Origin of the sequence: Nonomuraea sp. NPDC050547, assembly GCF_044457345.1 — a bacterium.
Classification (GTDB): Bacteria; Actinomycetota; Actinomycetes; order Streptosporangiales; family Streptosporangiaceae; genus Nonomuraea.
In genome coordinates this window covers 22,573-38,921 of sequence record NZ_JBITGW010000034.1, presented here as the reverse complement: position 1 = coordinate 38,921, position 16,349 = coordinate 22,573, and the positions used below count along the sequence as shown (strand labels likewise).

At 71.8% G+C, this 16,349-nt stretch carries 16 protein-coding genes; 8 read left to right on the top strand and 8 right to left on the bottom strand.

Going from position 1 to position 16,349, the window contains the following annotated elements; genetic code table 11:
• Positions 1 to 227: 227 nt before the first annotated feature.
• Positions 228 to 1,007, bottom strand: coding sequence for a phytanoyl-CoA dioxygenase family protein (locus ACIBHY_RS52140; RefSeq protein WP_397310734.1), 780 nt, complete (start codon positions 1,005 to 1,007; stop codon positions 228 to 230).
• A 41-nt stretch (positions 1,008 to 1,048) separates the two neighbouring features.
• Here ACIBHY_RS52140 and ACIBHY_RS52135 point away from each other — a divergent pair, with 41 nt between their 5' ends.
• The gene (locus ACIBHY_RS52135; RefSeq protein WP_397310733.1) at positions 1,049 to 2,212 is read left to right on the top strand and encodes a helix-turn-helix domain-containing protein; all 1,164 of its coding nucleotides are present in this window, start codon (positions 1,049 to 1,051) and stop codon (positions 2,210 to 2,212) included.
• Here ACIBHY_RS52135 and ACIBHY_RS52130 read toward each other — a convergent pair.
• Positions 2,209 to 2,706: a DUF2087 domain-containing protein gene (locus tag ACIBHY_RS52130; RefSeq protein ID WP_397243552.1), complete on the bottom strand. Its 498-nt coding sequence runs from the start codon at positions 2,704 to 2,706 to the stop codon at positions 2,209 to 2,211. The two genes, ACIBHY_RS52135 and ACIBHY_RS52130, sit on opposite strands and share 4 nt — an antisense overlap.
• A 17-nt stretch (positions 2,707 to 2,723) precedes the next feature.
• On the opposite strand from ACIBHY_RS52130, the gene ACIBHY_RS52125 reads away from it, so the two are divergent.
• Positions 2,724 to 3,293, top strand: coding sequence for a hypothetical protein (locus ACIBHY_RS52125; RefSeq protein ID WP_397243554.1), 570 nt, complete (start codon positions 2,724 to 2,726; stop codon positions 3,291 to 3,293).
• A gap of 523 nt (positions 3,294 to 3,816) precedes the next feature.
• On the opposite strand, the gene ACIBHY_RS52120 is transcribed toward ACIBHY_RS52125, so the two are convergent.
• On the bottom strand, positions 3,817 to 6,315 hold the full coding sequence (locus ACIBHY_RS52120; protein ID WP_397243556.1) for a DEAD/DEAH box helicase: 2,499 nt from the start codon (positions 6,313 to 6,315) through the stop codon (positions 3,817 to 3,819).
• 85 nt (positions 6,316 to 6,400) lie between these two features.
• On the opposite strand from ACIBHY_RS52120, the gene ACIBHY_RS52115 reads away from it, so the two are divergent.
• Positions 6,401 to 7,402, top strand: coding sequence for a DUF4344 domain-containing metallopeptidase (locus tag ACIBHY_RS52115; RefSeq protein ID WP_397310732.1), 1,002 nt, complete (start codon positions 6,401 to 6,403; stop codon positions 7,400 to 7,402).
• On the opposite strand, the gene ACIBHY_RS52110 is transcribed toward ACIBHY_RS52115, so the two are convergent.
• Positions 7,399 to 7,884, bottom strand: coding sequence for a GNAT family N-acetyltransferase (locus ACIBHY_RS52110; RefSeq protein ID WP_397243560.1), 486 nt, complete (start codon positions 7,882 to 7,884; stop codon positions 7,399 to 7,401). The two genes, ACIBHY_RS52115 and ACIBHY_RS52110, sit on opposite strands and share 4 nt — an antisense overlap.
• Before the next feature lie 26 nt (positions 7,885 to 7,910).
• Positions 7,911 to 9,164 (bottom strand): acyltransferase, encoded by a 1,254-nt coding sequence (locus ACIBHY_RS52105; RefSeq protein ID WP_397310731.1) that lies wholly within the window; start codon positions 9,162 to 9,164, stop codon positions 7,911 to 7,913.
• A gap of 196 nt (positions 9,165 to 9,360) precedes the next feature.
• On the opposite strand from ACIBHY_RS52105, the gene ACIBHY_RS52100 reads away from it, so the two are divergent.
• Positions 9,361 to 10,608 (top strand): sensor histidine kinase, encoded by a 1,248-nt coding sequence (locus ACIBHY_RS52100; protein ID WP_397243564.1) that lies wholly within the window; start codon positions 9,361 to 9,363, stop codon positions 10,606 to 10,608.
• Positions 10,599 to 11,246 (top strand): response regulator transcription factor, encoded by a 648-nt coding sequence (locus tag ACIBHY_RS52095; RefSeq protein WP_184962111.1) that lies wholly within the window; start codon positions 10,599 to 10,601, stop codon positions 11,244 to 11,246. The genes ACIBHY_RS52100 and ACIBHY_RS52095 overlap by 10 nt, the downstream gene beginning before the upstream one ends.
• Before the next feature lie 152 nt (positions 11,247 to 11,398).
• On the opposite strand, the gene mihF is transcribed toward ACIBHY_RS52095, so the two are convergent.
• Both mihF and ACIBHY_RS52085 read right to left on the bottom strand, forming a co-directional pair.
• Positions 11,399 to 11,704 carry an integration host factor, actinobacterial type gene (gene mihF, locus ACIBHY_RS52090; protein ID WP_184962109.1) on the bottom strand — a complete coding sequence of 102 codons (306 nt, stop codon included), beginning with the start codon at positions 11,702 to 11,704 and terminating at the stop codon, positions 11,399 to 11,401.
• Positions 11,705 to 11,799: 95 nt separating this feature from the next.
• On the bottom strand, positions 11,800 to 12,204 hold the full coding sequence (locus ACIBHY_RS52085) for a heme-binding protein (RefSeq protein ID WP_184962963.1): 405 nt from the start codon (positions 12,202 to 12,204) through the stop codon (positions 11,800 to 11,802).
• 195 nt (positions 12,205 to 12,399) lie between these two features.
• Between ACIBHY_RS52085 and ACIBHY_RS52080 the strand changes: the two genes are divergently transcribed.
• Positions 12,400 to 12,942, top strand: a complete 543-nt coding sequence (locus tag ACIBHY_RS52080) for a PadR family transcriptional regulator (protein WP_379639352.1) — start codon at positions 12,400 to 12,402, stop codon at positions 12,940 to 12,942.
• Positions 12,939 to 13,769: an alpha/beta fold hydrolase gene (locus tag ACIBHY_RS52075; RefSeq protein ID WP_397310730.1), complete on the top strand. Its 831-nt coding sequence runs from the start codon at positions 12,939 to 12,941 to the stop codon at positions 13,767 to 13,769. The genes ACIBHY_RS52080 and ACIBHY_RS52075 overlap by 4 nt, the downstream gene beginning before the upstream one ends.
• On the opposite strand, the gene ACIBHY_RS52070 is transcribed toward ACIBHY_RS52075, so the two are convergent.
• Positions 13,738 to 14,940: an ROK family protein gene (locus tag ACIBHY_RS52070; protein ID WP_397310729.1), complete on the bottom strand. Its 1,203-nt coding sequence runs from the start codon at positions 14,938 to 14,940 to the stop codon at positions 13,738 to 13,740. The genes ACIBHY_RS52075 and ACIBHY_RS52070 overlap by 32 nt on opposite strands.
• A 52-nt stretch (positions 14,941 to 14,992) precedes the next feature.
• Between ACIBHY_RS52070 and ACIBHY_RS52065 the strand changes: the two genes are divergently transcribed.
• Positions 14,993 to 16,201 (top strand): MFS transporter, encoded by a 1,209-nt coding sequence (locus ACIBHY_RS52065; RefSeq protein WP_397243799.1) that lies wholly within the window; start codon positions 14,993 to 14,995, stop codon positions 16,199 to 16,201.
• Positions 16,202 to 16,349: the final 148 nt, after the last annotated feature.

Below are 16,349 nucleotides of genomic sequence, written 5' to 3'. Positions count from 1 at the left end.
TCTGTCCTGAGAGGCTGGGTACGCGGTTGGCGGGTGGCCGGCCGCCGAGTGCGGTGCGGCCGCGGTGGTGATGGCGGGTGTGCAGCCATTGCGAGAGTGGTCGTCGACGGCGTTGCATGAAGGGCTTTCTGGTTCAGGGGTAGATGTCGCAGTCCACACCGAACCCGGAAGCCCTTCGTCATGCCACAACGATCAACCCCTGTACCTAACCTCCGTGGTCGGAACAGCTAGTGCGGTCCCGACGCCTCGGTGCCGCACGGCCCGCCGCCCTCGGCGGCCGCGAGCGGGTGGGGCGCGCCCGCCATCGTGAGCGTCGGGTAGTAGGCGGAGATGCGCTCGGCCGAACGGCCCGCGTAATGGAAGATGAGGCTGCGGCGGAAGCGGTCGGCCGTGGCGTTCGGGCCGGAGCCGTGCACGAGGCTGCCGTTGAAGAACAGCACGTCGCCCGGCTCCATGTCGACCGGCACGCGCTCCAGGCCGGGCGGCGGCGGGACGTACTCGCGGGTGAAGGAGATGGACGGGTCCGCGTCCTCCGGGCAGAACAGGTCCATCTTGTGCGTACCGGGCACGACCTCCAAGCCGCCGTTGGCCCGGTCGACGCGGTCCACGGCGATCCAGGCCGCCACGCAGGTGCCCGGCTCGACGCGCAGATAGAAGTTGTCCTGATGCAACGCCTGCCCGCGGGCGCCCGGCGGCTTGAAGTAGAACATGCTCTGGGCTGCTATCGGCTCCTCCTCCAGCAGCTCCCGCAGGACGGCCGCGATCCTGGCGTCCAGGAGATAGCGCAGCGCGACGTCGTTGATCTGGTGCGGGTGCATGATGCGCGGATAGGCCCGCAACCCGTCGTACGGCAGGCCGGGTTCCTGGGGCTTCGGCGAGAAATGACCTGGGACGGGGCCCGCGGCGTGCAAGCGCGTGAACTCCTCCCGCAGCAGATCCGCCTCGTGCGGGGCCAGCAGGCCGCGGATGACGATGTAGCCCTGGTCGTGGAAATCCTTGGTGTCCATGCCTTCGAGCCTAAGAACGCGGGCTGTGGGAGGGTATGCCGGTGAGCGCCGACGACATGTCTGTTCCTGCTGCCGAGCTCGTCATCGTGGGCCACTACGACAAGGGGCCCGGCTATGCCACGCGGCGGCCGTCGGGCTCGCCGAGCTGGCTGCTGATGTGGACACAGGAGGGGGCGGGGCTGGTCGAGCAGGGCGGGGCGGCGCTCACGGCGGGCGCGGGCGACCTCGTGGTGCTGGCCTCACGGGCGGCACACCACTACCGGACGGAGGGGGAGCGCTGGCGGTTCTGGTGGGTGCACTTCCAGCCGAGGCCGTCCTGGGTGACCTGGCTACGCCCCTACGCCCTCTCACCCGGCTGCCACCTCGCCCCCGGCCCCCACCAGCGCACCCCAACCACCCAGCCCACCCTCCCGCCCGGCACCACGCTTGGGCCTGACGCCACTCTCCCGTCCGGCGCCACTCTCGGGCACGGCGACAACCTCGGGCCCCGCACCAACCTCCCGCCCGGCAGCCCGGGAGCGGCGGCGGGTGAACCTCCGCCGGTGTCCGGCCGGATCGAGCGGGCGTTCCTGCGGGCGCATGCCTATGCCCGCTGGAGCGGCCGGGGTGTGCCACCGGAGCCGGGGGAGACGTCCCGGCCGGTGGCCGCCATGGCGGAGCGGGCCCGCGAGCTGGTGCTGGGCGCGGTGGAGGAGATCCTGCTCCTGGCGACAGCCGCCCCGGACGCCTTCGGACCAGAGCTGGGCGACGGCGAGATGGGGCCGGGCGCATGGGGCGCGAGCGCACCGGATGCGGGTGGCGTGAGCGCGCCGGGACCAGGCGGGTTGGGCGGGCCGGGGCCGGGTGGGTCGCGTGGGGTGGGCGGGTTGCGTGGGGTGGGTGTGGATCGGAGGGTGGCGCGGGCACTGGAGTTGATCGCCGCGGAACCGGGCGCCCCGCACACCGTCACGTCGCTGGCGGCGGCCGTGGCGCTGTCGCCGTCCCGCTTCGCCCACGTGTTCGCCGAGCGCACCGGCCGCACCCCCATGCGTGCGGTACGAGCCGCCAGGCTGGCCCACGCCGCCCAGCTCCTGGAAGCCACCGACCTGGACATCGGCCAGGTGGCGGCGGCCTGCGGCTTCGTCAGCCCCTTCCACTTCAGCCGCACCTTCGCCCAGGAGTACGGCCTGCCACCCCGCGCCTACCGCCGGCGCCTGAACTCCTAGAGTTCGACCGGCCCGCCGCTGCGCCAGTACACGTTGCCCTCCCGCGACAACAGATCCGCGTCGACCAGATACCGCCGCAAAGCCGCGTAGTCATCGTGGAAGGCCCGCAACGCCACGTTCACATCTTTCTCCGCGTACCGCACACCCGGCTCGAACACCCGCACGATGTACCGCAGCACCACCAGCCGCTTCTCGTGCTTCATCGGCATCGTCTGCAGCCGCCCCTCCACCAGGAACGTCTGCAGAACCCGCTCCTCCTCGCTCAGCCGCGGCGAGGGCTCGGCCAGCGCCTTCAGCAGCTCACGGAAGCGCTCCGGCCGCGCCCGCCACCGTCCCTCCCCATCCGGTACGGCCAGCCCGCCCGCCCGCAACCTCTCCAGCACCTTCGGGGGAAGCTCGGCGGCACCGGCGTCCAGCACCAGCGCCGAGAAGGCCCGCAGGGTGTCGTCCTGTGCCAGCAACCCGAGAACCCGCTTGACGTCTTCGTCGCTCATTCCCCCTATTTTGAACCATGCTGAAGACGATTCTCGTCGCCTCCGTCATCGCCGGAGCGATCCCCCAAGGCTTCCTGCTGTACGAGAAGGACGCCGCGAAGAAGGACAAGAACCCCGAGACCAGCTGGGCGGTGAGCAAGAAGAAGACCGCCAAGTCCGTCGTGAACCCCTGCGACCGCGCCGCCCTCGGCCAGGCCGGCCGTACCTCCGCGAAGACGATCATCTACACGGCGGTCCCCGACTACTCCAAGTCGGAGCAGGTGATCCTCTACACCGGCGCCGCGTCGGCCGGCGCCGCCCTGGCGGGGATCAAGAGCGCGGCCGCCTCGTGCGGCACGAAGGGCTACCGGTTCTCCGCCCGCGCGGTGAAGCTCGGCGACGCCGCCCTCGCGGTCACCGGCCAGAGCTACTACAAGGGCAAGGCCGCGGTCGGCGGCGAGCGCGCGATCGTGGTCCGCCGGGCGAACGCGCTCATCGTGTACACGCAGGCAGGGGAGTGGGGCAAACCCGCCACGGCCGACTTCGCCCGGCAGACTCAGGACGCCAGGCGCATGCTGGCCAAGGTCTGCCAGATCGCCTCGTGCTGAATGTCTCGATCTTGAGACATTGTCATGACACGACGGCGAACCTCGTGACCGGACACTAGAGGAAGAGGCGTGTGCCGGGGCGCCCTTGCCAGTCCGTCCCGGCGCACGGCTTAACCATCTCCCGCGGTGGCCGGCCCGTCCACCGCCCGAGCCCCCGGGCTCCCGCCGCGGTCGAGCACTCCCCGGAAGAGCACCGTCGCCTGGACGTTGACCGCACCTCCGGCGATCCAACCGCCCACCCGGCCCCCATAGAGCGAACGCGAGCCATACCACGCCTCCGGCGGCACCCCCCGGCGCTGCCGAGCGCAGGGGAGTACCGCACCGCATCAGGGGCGATCCCCGCGCTCGCGTGTCCAGACGCCTTGGCGGGGCGCTGCGACGCGCGTGCTGCGGTCGCGAAGGGCGCGGGCGCGGCCCGCGCTTGCGCGCCGCACCGCGCCTTCGGCGGCGACGAGGGGGCCGCGGGACGGGTTGCGGGCTGTCGTGGGGTCAAGGGGTGGCGGTCGCTGCGGCGGTGGGGCGGTCAGAGGCGGTTCAGGCCCTGCACGTGCAGGACGGCCCGGCCCTCCTCGTCGGAGGCGGTCAGGTCCACCTGGGCGTCGATGCCCCAGTCGCCGTCCCCGGCCGGGTCCTTCACCGTCTGGCGGACCTTCCACAGCCCGCTCTCCTCCTCGATCCGCAGCAGCGCGGGCCCCCGGGCGTCGGCGCCGGTGAGGATCTCCTCGTGGTCGTCGTAGTACGCGTCGAGCGCCGCGGGCCAGTCGACGTCGGGAGCCAGCTCGGCCAGCTCCTCCTCCTTCTCCAGCGCGCACAGCTCCACCAGGCGGAACATCGCGTTGCGCACCAGCACCCGGAACGCGCGCACGTTGGCGGTGACGGGACGGACCTTGGTCTCCAGCTGGTTCTGCGCCTCCAGCGCCTCGGCCGGGTTGGCCAGCTTCTCCCACTCGTCGATCAGCGAGGAGTCGACCTGGCGCACGAGCTCGCCCAGCCATTCGATGAGGTCGACGAGGTCCTCGGTCTTCAGGTGCTCGGGCACGGTGCGCGACAGGGTCCGGTAGGCGTCGGCCAGGTAGCGCAGGACGGTGCCCTCGGAGCGGGCCAGCTCGTAGACCTGGATGTACTCGCTGAACGTCATCGCCCGCTCGTACATGTCACGCACGACCGACTTGGGGCTGACGGTGTAGTCGCCCACCCACGGGTGGCCGCGCCGGTAGGTCTCGTAGGCGCCGAGGAGCAGTGTCTCCAGCGGCATCGGGTACATGACCTCGGTGAGGGCGTCCATGCGCTCCTCGTACTCCATGCCGTCGGCCTTCATCTGCGCGACGGCCTCGCCGCGGGCCTTCTTCAGCTGGGCCGCGAGGATCTGGCGCGGGTCGTCGAGGATGGACTCGACGATGGAGACCATGTCGAGGGCGTAGCTGGGGGAGTCCTGGCCGAGGAGTTCGAAGGCGGCCAGGGCGAAGGTGGACAGCGCCTGGTTGAGGGCGAAGTCCTCCTGCAGCTCGATCGTCAGGCGGGCGCGGCGGCCCTGCTCGTCGGGGTCCTTGAGCTGTTCGACGATGCCGCCGGCCAGCAGGGAGCGGTAGATGGCGATGGCCTGGCTGATGTGCCGGCGCTGCCACTTGCGGTCCTCGTGGTTGTCGGTGAGCAGGTGCTTCATGGCGGCGAAGCAGTCGCCGGGGCGGTTGATGACCGCGAGCAGCATCGCGTTGCTGACCTTGAAGCGGGAGTTGAGCGGCTCGGGCTCGGCGGTCTGGAGCTTCTCGAACGTCTCCTCGCTCCAGCCGACGAAGCCCTCCGGCGGCTTCTTGCGGGCGTAGCCGCGCCGCCGCTTCGGGTCGTCGCCGATCTTGGCCAGCGCCTTGGCGTTCTCGATGTCGTGCTCGGGGGCCTGGCAGGCGACGTAGCCGATGGTGTCGAACCCGGCCCGGCCGGCGCGGCCGGCGATCTGGTGGAACTCGCGGGCGCGCAGCCTGCGCACCTTGTTGCCGTCGTACTTGGACAGGGCGGTGAACAGCACGGTGCGGATCGGCACGTTGACGCCGACGCCGAGGGTGTCGGTGCCGCAGATGACCTTCAGCAGACCGGCCTGGGCCAGGCGCTCGACCAGCCGCCGGTACTTGGGCAGCATGCCGGCGTGGTGGACGCCGATGCCGTGCCGTACCAGGCGCGAGAGGGCACGCCCGAAGCGGGTCGTGAAGCGGAAGCCCCCGATCATGGCCGCGATGGCTTCCTTCTCCGCCTTCGTCGCCATGTTGATGGACATGAGGGACTGGGCCCGTTCCATCGCGGAGGCCTGCGTGAAGTGCACCACGTAGACCGGCGCCTGGCCGGTGGAGAGCATCTCCTCCAGCGTCTCGTGCAGCGGCGTCATCCGGTAGGAGTAGATCAGCGGGACGGGGCGTTCGGCGTGCTTGACGACCGAGGTCGGTTTGCCGGTGCGGCGGGTCAGGTCGCGCTCGAACATCGACACGTCGCCCAGCGTGGCCGACATCAGGATGAACTGGACGTTGGGCAGCTCCAGCAGCGGCACCTGCCAGGCCCAGCCCCGGTCGGGCTCGGCGTAGAAGTGGAACTCGTCCATGACGACCTGGCCGACGTCGGCCGCGGCGCCGTCGCGCAGCGCGAGGTTGGCGAGGATCTCGGCGGTGCAGCAGATGATCGGGGCGCCGGGGTTGACGCTGGCGTCGCCGGTCATCATGCCGACGTTCTCGACGCCGAAGACCTCGCACAGGTCGAAGAACTTCTCCGAGACCAGCGCCTTGATCGGCGCGGTGTAGAACGTGCGGATGTCCCTGGTGAGGGCGGCGAAGTGCGCGCCCGCCGCGACCAGTGACTTGCCGGAGCCGGTCGGGGTGGCGAGGATCACGTTGCTGCCCGAGACGACCTCGATCAGCGCCTCCTCCTGGGCGGGGTAGAGCGTGAGCCCGCGGTCGGCGTTCCAGCCGACGAACGCGTCGAAGATCTCATCGGGCTCGGCGTCGATCTCTTCCGGCAGGCGGTCTACGAGGAGGCTCACCCCCCTATCCTGCCGAATTCCCGGACCTGCTCGAACACCCCCGCCCGGATCCGTCGCAGTTCGGAGCGGATGATTACATAGTGTTATGAGTCGATCGCTTATGGTGGCCGGTGTCCTGGTAGTGGCGTTGAGCGCCTGCGGTACGACCAAACCGCAGCCCTCGCTGCCCGCCGAGCCGCCCGCGGCGGGGGGACAGGCGAACCCGAGCCCGTCCGCCAGCCCGTCGCCCAGCGCTTCGGCCAGTCCCTCCGCGAGCCCGAGCACCCCCGCGTTCATCCCCTCCTACGTGGTGCCCGAGGACAAGGACCTGAGGCCGGCCGAGAAGCTGATGCGCGACCACCACCTGCTCCAGGAGTGGGCCGAGTCGGCCTCCGACGCGTTCATCCCGCCGCGCGACATCCCCCTGAAGGCCGAGCAGTGCGACACCGTCAACGCCTTCTACAGCCCGGAGGATCGGACGATCACCATGTGCTACGAGATGGTGGCGTACCTGCAGAGCCTCTTCGCCGCGCCCGAATCCGGCCAGAGCGCGACGCCCGACCCGCAGGACGTCGACGAGAGCGTCGTGGGCGCGATGAGCGGCATCTACTACCACGAGCTCGGCCACGCCCTCATCGATCTGTACGACCTGCCCTCCACCGGCAGGGAGGAGGACGCCGTCGACCAGCTCTCCGCCCTCGTGCTCATCAGCTCGGCCGAGGACCAGCGGGACTACTCCGAGATCATCAGCACCATCCAGGCGTGGGGCCGGATGTCGCAGCAGGAGGTGTCGCAGCCGCTGGACAAGACCGTCTTCGCCGACGAGCACTCGCTGAGCGTGCAGCGTTATTACAACATGATGTGCTACCTCTACGGCTCCAACCACAACGCCTTCCTGCCGCTGATCGCCGACGGCGCGCTGCCGGTCACGCGGGCGGTGCGCTGTGAGGAGGAGTACGCCAAGATGGCCAAGGCCTGGGCCACCCTCCTGGCCCCGCACATGCGCACCGACCTGCCCGACATATCCCCCAGCCCGAGCCCCAGCCCCAGCCCGAGTCCCACCCCGAGCCCCAGCCCCACCCCGTCCCCCTCGGGCACGCCCGGCTAACTCAGGTCCAGCTGCATCAGCACGGTGTCCAGCCAGCGCCCGTGCTTGAAGCCGACCGCCCGCAGCCGTCCCGCCTCCTGGAAGCCCAGCGCCCGGTGCAGCTTCGCCGAGGCCGGGTCGCCGCCGTCTGCGATCACCGCGATGATCTGGCGCGCCCCGCTGTCCCTGCAGGCCGCGACCAGCGCCTCCAGCAGCGCCCTGCCCAGCCCCCTGCCGGTGAAGCCGGGCGCGAGGTAGACCGTGTCCTCCAGGCTGTGCCGGTAGGCGGGCTTGGGCCGGTACGGCCCCGCGTAGGCGAACCCGCCGACCGCGCCGTCCGCCTCCGCCACCAGGAACGGCAGGCCCGAGGCCGCCTTCGCCCGCCAGAAGCCGGGTTCGGGCGGATTCTCCTCGAAGGTGGCCACGGTGTTGAGCACGTAGTGGGCGTAGATGTCGGCGACGGCGGGCAGATCGGCCTCGGTCACCGGTCGGATGACGCTCATGCCGCCCGATTGTGCCCGAGAACGCCTCACCACCTGGCACGCGGCCCGGTGAGGAGCAGGCCGCCGAGGATCGCCACCGTGCCCAGGACCGGCGCGATGCCGGGGGCGAAGCCGTACACCATGAGCAGGACGAGTCCGACGCCGATCAGCGCCGCGGCCGGGCCCGAGGCGGACCACGACGGCTTGCCGTACGGCAGCGCCGGCGGCTCCTCGAAGCGGGCGAAGCACCGCACCAGCGGCCACATCACCAGCGTCAGCAGCCCGAACCAGATCGGCCACCCCGCCAGCCAGCCGAAGCTGCCCGGAGCCGGCGTGTCGACGCCCAGCACCACCACGACCACCCCGGTCACGGCGAACAACGCCGGCATGTGCCACAGGTACACGGTCATGATCCGCGGCCCCGCCCAGGCCAGCACCTTCCCGGTACGCAGTCGCACCAGCCACGGGCGCAGCAGCATCGCCAGCCCGATCTGCCCGAACGAGACCGCCAGCATGGCGAGCGTGGGCGGCGCCATGTTCGACACCGCGGCGCCCGGCATCCCGATCATGCTGCCCGGGTACGGGCCGAAGGCCACCAGCAGCGCCGCCGCCCCGAATCCGGCGGCCGCCATCAGCGCCGGCCCGCGCAGCCGTCCCTCGGCGTAGAAGAAGCCGAGCTGGTGCACGGCGATCCAGACGAACACGACGTTGGCGTAGCCGAGCGCCTCCACCCCCGAGGAGAACCGGACCACGTCGCTCACGACCGCCCCCGCGGCCAGCACCGCCACGACCCGCCAGCCGAACCGCTCGTGCGCCTTCATCATGAGCGGCGTGATGGTGACCGCGATCAGGTAGACGGCCAGGAACCACAGGAGCTGCCCGGTCAGCCGCGCCCCTGTCTCCAGCGGCTGAGCGGGCACCCCCATCGCGGCCAGCATCTGCGGCAGCGGAATCCACACCGCCGCCAGCGGCAGCAGCGGCCAGGCCAGGCGGCGCAGCCGTACGTTCAGCCACTGCGGCGCGCCGGCGTGGGCGCGGCCGAAGCTGATGGCGTTGGCCGCCCCGCCGGCGAAGAACACCAGCGGCATCACCTGGCTGATCCACGTGACCACCCAGACCCCCGGGGTGGCCAGCGCGTTGCCGGTGGTGAGCCGGCCGCCGTCGTAGCTGAGCACCGGGATCGTCCAGTGCTGCAGCACCACGAGCGCCATGCCGAAGACCCGCAGCAGGTCGATGAAGGTGTCGCGGCGTGCGGGCGCCTGGACGACCCGCCTGGGTGGGTGGTCGAGCAGGACGGTCATGGGGGCCTCGATTCGGTGGATCATTCGGTGGAAAACGCGATGAACCAAGGCTTCCGGCCAGGCGGCCGCGGCACAGTGACGCCCGCCTCCCTCTTCGGGTCAAGATCCCACCACCAGGCTCGGTAGTGCTGGCCCTACCCCCAAAGGCGGGCGTACCCGGTCGTCTCAGCGGGGACGGGGCCGTAGCGTTGACGGCATGCGCTCCCTGATGAGACGAGTCCTCCTGGACTCGCGCTACACCCTGGTCGGCTTCCCGACAGCCGCCATCACGTTCGTGCTGATGGTGGCCGGTCTCGCCGCGGGCGTGGGCACCGCGGTGGTGTGGATCGGGCTGCCGATCCTGGCGGGCACGCTGATGCTGGCCCGCGCCTTCGCGGAGGGCGAGCGCGGCTGGCTGTCGGACGTGCTGGGCCGCCCGCCGGTCCGCCCCCGCTACAAGCCGGCCCCTCCGGGCGCGGGCCGCCTGCGCCGCCTGGTCAACCCGCTGACGGCCGGGCAGTCGTGGCTCGACCTGCTGCACGGCATCCTGAACTTCCCGGTCGCGATCGCGTCGTTCGTGATCACGATCGTGTTCTGGGCCATCCCGATCATGGGACTGACGTATCCGATCTACGGGATCTTCACCTCGCGCATCCCCGGCAACCAGGAACTGCCCGAGCTGCTCGGATTCGGCGACGGCTACGGGGTCAACGTCCTCTTCCACGTCGGCCTGGGCCTGATCGGCGTGGTCCTGCTGCCGTTCGTCACCCGGGGCGCCGCGCTGCTGCGCGCCGCGCTCGGGCGCGTGCTGCTGACCGGCGTCGCCGAACTGCAGGAGCGCATCACGGACCTGTCGGAGTCCCGCTCCGCCGCCGTGTCCGCGGAGGCGAACGCGCTGCGCAAGCTGGAGCGCGACATCCACGACGGGCCGCAGCAGCGCCTGGTCTCGCTCGCGATGGAGCTGTCACGGGCGCAGCGGCAGATGCAGAAGGACCCCGAGGCGGCCCAGGTCACCATCAAGGAGGCCATCAGCGCCACCCGCGAGACCCTCGACGAGCTGCGCGCCCTCTCGCGCGGCATCGCCCCGCCCATCCTGTCCGACCGCGGCCTCGCGCCCGCGCTCGCCGCCCTGGCCGGGCGGTGCACGGTCCCGGTCGACCTCGACGTGCAGACAGTCGAGCGCTACCAGGCCGCCGTCGAGAACGCGATCTACTTCGTCTGCGCGGAGACGCTCACGAACGTCGCCAAGCACAGCCGGGCGCAGAGCTGCACGATCCAGCTGGTCAAGACCGGTGACACGCTCATGCTGATCATCGGCGATGATGGTGTCGGCGGCGCACACGTCGCCAAGGGACACGGTCTCGCCGGACTGGCCGACCGGCTGCGCGCCGTGGACGGCGAGCTGACGGTGCAGTCACCTGACGGCGGGCCGACATTGATCGTGGCGGAGGTTCCGTGCGGGTAGTGGTCGCCGATGACGCGGTGCTGATCAGGGCGGGCCTGGTCAGGCTCCTGGAGGAGTTCGGCTTCGAGGTGGTGGCGACGGTGGGCGACGGTGACGCGCTCGTCGAGGCCGTCGCCGAGCACCGGCCGGACGTGTCGGTGGTGGACGTGCGGATGCCGCCGTCCTTCACCGACGAGGGGCTGCGCGCCGCCGTCGAGGCGCGGCGCCGGGTGCCTGGGGCGCCGGTGCTGATCCTCTCCCAGTACGTGGAGGTCTCCTACGCCGACGACCTGCTCGCCGACGCCCGGGGCGCGGTGGGCTACCTGCTCAAGGACCGGGTCGTCGACGTGGACGAGTTCCTCGAGGGCCTGCGGCGGGTCGCCGCGGGTGGCACGGTGTTCGATCCGCAGGTGGTGTCCCAGTTGATGGTGCGCAGGCGAAGGGACGACCCTCTCGCCCAGCTGACCCCGCGCGAGCGGGAGGTGCTCGGGCTGATGGCCGAGGGCAAGTCGAACCCGGCGATCGGGCGGCAGCTCGTGATCAGCGACGGCGCGGTGGAGAAGCACATCCGCAGCATCTTCGCCAAGCTCGGGCTCTACGCCGAGGACGGTGACCAGCATCGCCGGGTTCTCGCCGTCCTGGCCTATCTGCGTTCCTGACGCGTGGCGTGGGGTTCGCCTGTGGAGGGGTGGCGGGGGGTGCGGGCCGCCCGCCGTACGCGCACAGGGGATTCTGCGCGCCCGCACCAGGCGGGCGCGAGGCGCCGGCCGGTCCGCGCGGCAGTGCGCGCGGACCCTGGCGGCTCGGCTGTCTAGCCGAGCGCGTCGACCAGCTTCTTGCGCTGCTGGGCGCCCAGGCCGCCGAGGCGGCGCTTCTCGTCGACGCCCGCCTCCTCCATCAGCGCCGTCGCCTTGGCCGGGCCGACGCCCTTGACCGCGCGAAGGGCCTGGGAGACCTTGATCTTCTTGGCGATGTCGTCGTCGCGCTCCAGCAGCTGAGCGAACGACAGCTCACCGGCCTTGACCTTGGCGAGCAGGGCGGTGCGGGCGGCGCGAGCCTCCGCTGCCTTCTCCAGCGCTGCCTTGCGCTGCTCAGGGGTAAGGGTAGGAAGTGCCATCGGATTTCTCTCCTCGGGGATTTACGGACTGTTACCCGTAGTGCAGTGGCTAATCATGGCGGATACCAGGGGTTCGTGTTGCGGAAAGTGGCCGCTCAGCCCGTCCGCCAGACTTCGGCGGCGGCTTCGGCGCATGCCACGTCCTGCGCGACCGTCCCTCCGCTGACCCCTATCCCGCCGACCACGCGTTCTTCCTCACCGTAGTCCGCCCAGAGGGGTATGCCACCTCCGAAACAGATGAATCGGTCACCCGCCAGCCCGAAAAGCTCCCCTCCCGGCGCCGTCAGCGGGGCGAGCTCAGCGGTGGACATGCGATGGGCGACCGAGGTGTACGCCTTCCCGGGCGCAAGCACGGGACCTGCGATCTCAGCGCCTTCCATGCGCTGAAACGTCACCAGGTTCCCGCCCGCGTCGACCACCGCGACCGACACCCGGGCCCCTTCCCGCCCCGCCTGCTTCAACGCCGCCTCGCACATGCGTAATGCGATCTCCAGGTTCACGCGACTCTCCCCAGGTCCCGAAATCTCCAGATCCATGTGTACGGCTCGCGCCGACCTCCACGCAAGATCATCGAGCACCAGTTCGGAAGTGTGGTTCATCCCTTGTCGGTGGTTTTCATCACATCGCGGATCTCGGGCGTGTCGCGGCAGGTGACGCTCATTTCCCACAGTGAAATTTTTTAGTATTGTCGCTACATGTCATTGCGGATGGCCCTGCTGACGCTCATCGCCGGAGCGCCACGGAGCGGGTACGACATCGGGCAGGAATTCGACGGCGTCCTCACGTTCGTCTGGCACGCCAAGCCGACACAGGTCTACCCGGAGCTGAAGCGGCTGGCCGCCGAGGGGCTCATCAGGGAGCAGGCCGAGGGGTCGCGGGGGCGGCGGCCGTACGAGATCACCGAGGAGGGGACGCGGGCACTGCGGGAATGGCTCGTGACCACCTCGGCCGACCACGCGCAGCGCAACGAGACCGTGCTGCGCTCGTTCGCGCTGTGGGTGGTCTCGCCGCGGGAGGCGGCGGACTTCCTGCGTGAGGAACTGGAGTACCACCGGGCGAGGCTGCGCGGGCTGCGCGCCCTGCGCAACGGGCTCGACCTGCGGCTCGCGCAGGACCGGGCGGCCCTGCTGGGGGTGGAGGCGGGCGTGCGGCGGCTGGAGGCCATGGTGTCCTGGGCCGAATGGGCCATCGAGACCGTCTCCCACTGGCCCGCGCCGGTCGCGGAGGGACGCTCGTGAACGGGCTCGGGTGGGCGGAGTTCGGCGATCCGGCCGGCCGGCCCGTGGTGTTCGTGCACGGGTACGCCTCGTCGCGGTGGGCCGCGGGGTGGACGCTGTCGGGCGAACGGCTGGTCCGGGAGGGGATCCGGGTGCTCGCGCCGGACCGGCCCGGCTACGGCGGCACGCCGCCGATGCCCCCGGAGCGGTGGACCGCGCAGGTGGCGGCACGGGCCGAGGAGGTGGGCCCGGTGGTGGTGGCCGGCGTCTCCATGGGCGCCTCGGCCGCCCTGCGCCTGGCCGCAACCCGGCCCGACCTGGTGACGGGGGTGGCGCTGCTGTCGGGTATGGCCCCCGTACCGGCTGAAAGGTGGTCGCCCGCGGCCAAGGCCGACGCCTTCTACTGGCGGCTGGCCCGCCGCGCGCCCTGGCTGCTGCGCCGCCTGTGCGCCGTGTCCGCCCGCGCGATGGCGTCGGCCGACGCGAGCGTCATCCCGCGCATCGAACGTGCCCTTCCCGCCGCCGACCTGGAGGTCTTCCGCGCCCGAGCCGGTACGGCCCAGGCCGCCTTCCTGTCCGACGCCAACGAGAGCGGCAGGCAGGGCGGCGACGCCATGGCCGGCGACCTGCTCCGGCACCTGCGCCCCTGGGACGTCGTCGTGGAGGAGGTGAAGACCCCGGTGTGCCTGATCCACGGCGTGGACGACCACAAGGTCCCGGTGTCGCTGGCCCGATCCCTGGCCGCCCGCCTGCCGCGCGTGGAGGCGACGTACCTGCCCGGCGGCCACTTCGCCCCCTTCGCCGACCAGGAAGCCCTCATGGCCGTTCTCGGGGGCGCCAGGTTCTGAGACCCTCCGGGGTCAGGAACGCGTCGAACACCGACTCCATCGCCCCCACCAGCGCCCCGCTCCACCCCAGCTCCGACGGCGTCAGCTCGGGCGGCCGCTCGGCCCGGATCCTCATCAGCCCGGCCAGGTACGCCTCCGACAGCGCCGCCCGTCCCTGCGTGAACAGGTCGACGCCGAGGCCGGACAGGGTGACGATCTCCGGGTCGTGCGCGTTGACCAGGGCGGCGACGCCGCGGCCAAGGGCGCGCGCGCCCGCGTCGACCGCCGCGGCCGCCTCGGGATCGCCCTTCGCCGACCTGGCCAGGATGGCCTGCGCCTGGTCGCGCCCCCTGCCGCCGCCCGCGGCCAGGCCCAGGTGGCGCAGCAGCGCGTTGGCCCCCACCTCCATGGCCCAGCACCCCCGGGCCCCGCACGGGCACGGATCGGTACGCCCGGTCAGCGGCATGTGCCCGAACTCCGCCCCGACACCCGTCGCCCCGCCCAGCGGCCGTCCGCCGACCACCAGCACGCCGCCGAGGTCGAAGTCCACGTGCAGGTGCAATCCCACCCGAACCCCCGCCATCCGCCCCCTGCGCGCCTCGGCCAGCGCCGCGAACGCCGTGTCGTTGCCCACGTGCGGCCCGATGCCCGCGGGGATGCCGGACTCCAGCCCGGCCGCCGCGTCCACGGCGCGCCAGCCCAGGTGGGAGACGTCGACGAGGCGGTCGTCGCGCACCGGTCCCGGGACGGCCAGGCCGATGCCGACGGCGCGGGAGCCGTACCGCCGGAAATGGGTGCGCAGCGCCGCCGCGAGAGGACCGAACGCGCCCTCCGGCGTGCCGTCGTGCGGGCGCGCGGCGAGCGGCGTGATCCGGCCGCCGAGCTCGCCCGCGGCGATCTCCCACCCGTCCTCGCGCAGGTCGGCGGCGAGGGCGACGGGGCCGCACGGGTGCGGTCCCGGGATCTGGGTGGGACGGCCGCGGCCGTGCTCGGCGGAGGGTTCCTCATGCAGGAGCGCGTCCTCGCTCAGGCGGGTGACCAGGACCGACGCGGTGCCGCGGGCGAGGTCGAGGTCCTTGGTGAGCTGTGATCGGGTACGGCTCGCGCCGCAGTCGTGCACCGCGCGCAGCAGCCGCGCCCTGTTGTGCTCACGCAGCTCGACGCTGGTTGTGGCCCCGGTCACGGTTCGCATCTCGTCATTGTGGCGGCCTCCTCGTTCTTATTATGCTCTAGCCGTGAACAAAATGGTGGCGAGGCGTGCGCGGCAGGGTGTGTTCGGACTCTTCTTTCTCAGCGGGCTCGTGGTGGGCGTGTGGGCGGCCGGGCTGCCCTCGCTCAACGACCGGCTCGACCTGGGACCGGCGAAGCTGGGCACCGCGCTCCTGCTGATCTCCCTGGGGGCGCTGGTGTCGATGCTGGTCGCCGGCCCCGTGGTCGACCGGTGGACGAGCCGGCGGGTGTGCTGGTTCGCCGGCCCGCTGTCGGCGCTGGCCCTGCTCGCCCCCGCCGTGGCGCCGTCGTACGGCCTGCTGGCGGTGGCGGCCGTGGTGTTCGGCATCGGGATCGGGGTGGTCGAGGTCGGCATCAACGCCCACTCCGTCGAGGTCGAGCGCGTGTACGGCCGGCCGATCATCTCCGCCTTCCACGGCACCTGGAGCCTGGGCGGCGCGGCGGCCGGCCTGATCACGTCGCTGGTGCTGAAGCTGGGTGTGAGCGGGCAGGCGCTGCTGGTGGCCACCGCCCTGATCGTGCCCTTCCTGTACCTGCCCGCCGTGATGCGGCTGCTGCCGTCCGCGCCGCCCGCCTCCCCCGAGGGTGGTACGGCCCCCGCCCCCGGCAAGGCGGTCGGGCTGCGGTGGGGACTGATCGCGCTGCTGGGGCTTGCGGCGTTCGCCGGACACCTGAGCGAGGGCGCGGCCATCGACTGGGCCGCCCTGCACGCCCGCTGGATCCTGGGCACGGACCCGGCCGCCGCGCCGCTGGCCTACACGATCTTCGCGGTGGCGATGACGACGGTGCGACTGCTGGGCGACCCGATCCGGGCGCGGCTGGGATCTGTGCTGACCATTCGGCTGGCAGGCGTGCTGGCCACGTGCGGGTACGTGCTCGTGCTCTGCGCGCCCCTCGTCGAGGGTGTGGCGCAGGTGGTGGTCGCGTGGACCGGGTGGGCGCTGGCGGGCGTCGGGCTGGCCACCGTGGTACCGGTCATCTTCAGCGCGGTGGGGGCCGCGGGTGGGCCGGTGGGCAAGGCGTTGTCGCTGGTCACCGCCTTTGGTTACTCGGGGTTGCTGATCGGGCCAGCGGTGCTGGGGTTCGTGGCCGAGGCGTCTTCCTTGCCGGTGGCGCTGGTGATCCCGGCGGCGTTGGCGGCGGTGGTCGCCTTGGCCGGCAGCCCCTCCATCCGAGCCCTCACCACCCGCCCCACCCCCACCCCCGTCCCCGCCCGCGACTAGCCTCCACACCTGGGTGATGGCGCCTGGGTAGTGGCGCTTGGGTGGCCGGGCTCGGCGCGCGTTGCGCCGGTCGCGTCCGTGCCACCTCCCGCCGCACCGGCGCCCAAGGGCGTGGTCAGGTGGCCGAGGGCCTGTGCGTGCCCGTCCT

Coding starts and splice junctions, on each gene's coding strand:
- ACIBHY_RS52125 (WP_397243554.1), top strand. CDS start 2,724: ATGCTGAAGACGATTCTCGTCGCCTCCGTCATCGCCGGAGCGATCCCC.
- ACIBHY_RS52110 (WP_397243560.1), bottom strand. CDS start 7,884: ATGAGCGTCATCCGACCGGTGACCGAGGCCGATCTGCCCGCCGTCGCC.
- ACIBHY_RS52100 (WP_397243564.1), top strand. CDS start 9,361: ATGCGCTCCCTGATGAGACGAGTCCTCCTGGACTCGCGCTACACCCTG.
- ACIBHY_RS52080 (WP_379639352.1), top strand. CDS start 12,400: ATGTCATTGCGGATGGCCCTGCTGACGCTCATCGCCGGAGCGCCACGG.
- ACIBHY_RS52105 (WP_397310731.1), bottom strand. CDS start 9,164: ATGACCGTCCTGCTCGACCACCCACCCAGGCGGGTCGTCCAGGCGCCC.
- ACIBHY_RS52070 (WP_397310729.1), bottom strand. CDS start 14,940: ATGCGAACCGTGACCGGGGCCACAACCAGCGTCGAGCTGCGTGAGCAC.
- ACIBHY_RS52130 (WP_397243552.1), bottom strand. CDS start 2,706: ATGAGCGACGAAGACGTCAAGCGGGTTCTCGGGTTGCTGGCACAGGAC.
- ACIBHY_RS52115 (WP_397310732.1), top strand. CDS start 6,401: ATGAGTCGATCGCTTATGGTGGCCGGTGTCCTGGTAGTGGCGTTGAGC.
- ACIBHY_RS52065 (WP_397243799.1), top strand. CDS start 14,993: ATGGTGGCGAGGCGTGCGCGGCAGGGTGTGTTCGGACTCTTCTTTCTC.
- mihF (WP_184962109.1), bottom strand. CDS start 11,704: ATGGCACTTCCTACCCTTACCCCTGAGCAGCGCAAGGCAGCGCTGGAG.
- ACIBHY_RS52140 (WP_397310734.1), bottom strand. CDS start 1,007: ATGGACACCAAGGATTTCCACGACCAGGGCTACATCGTCATCCGCGGC.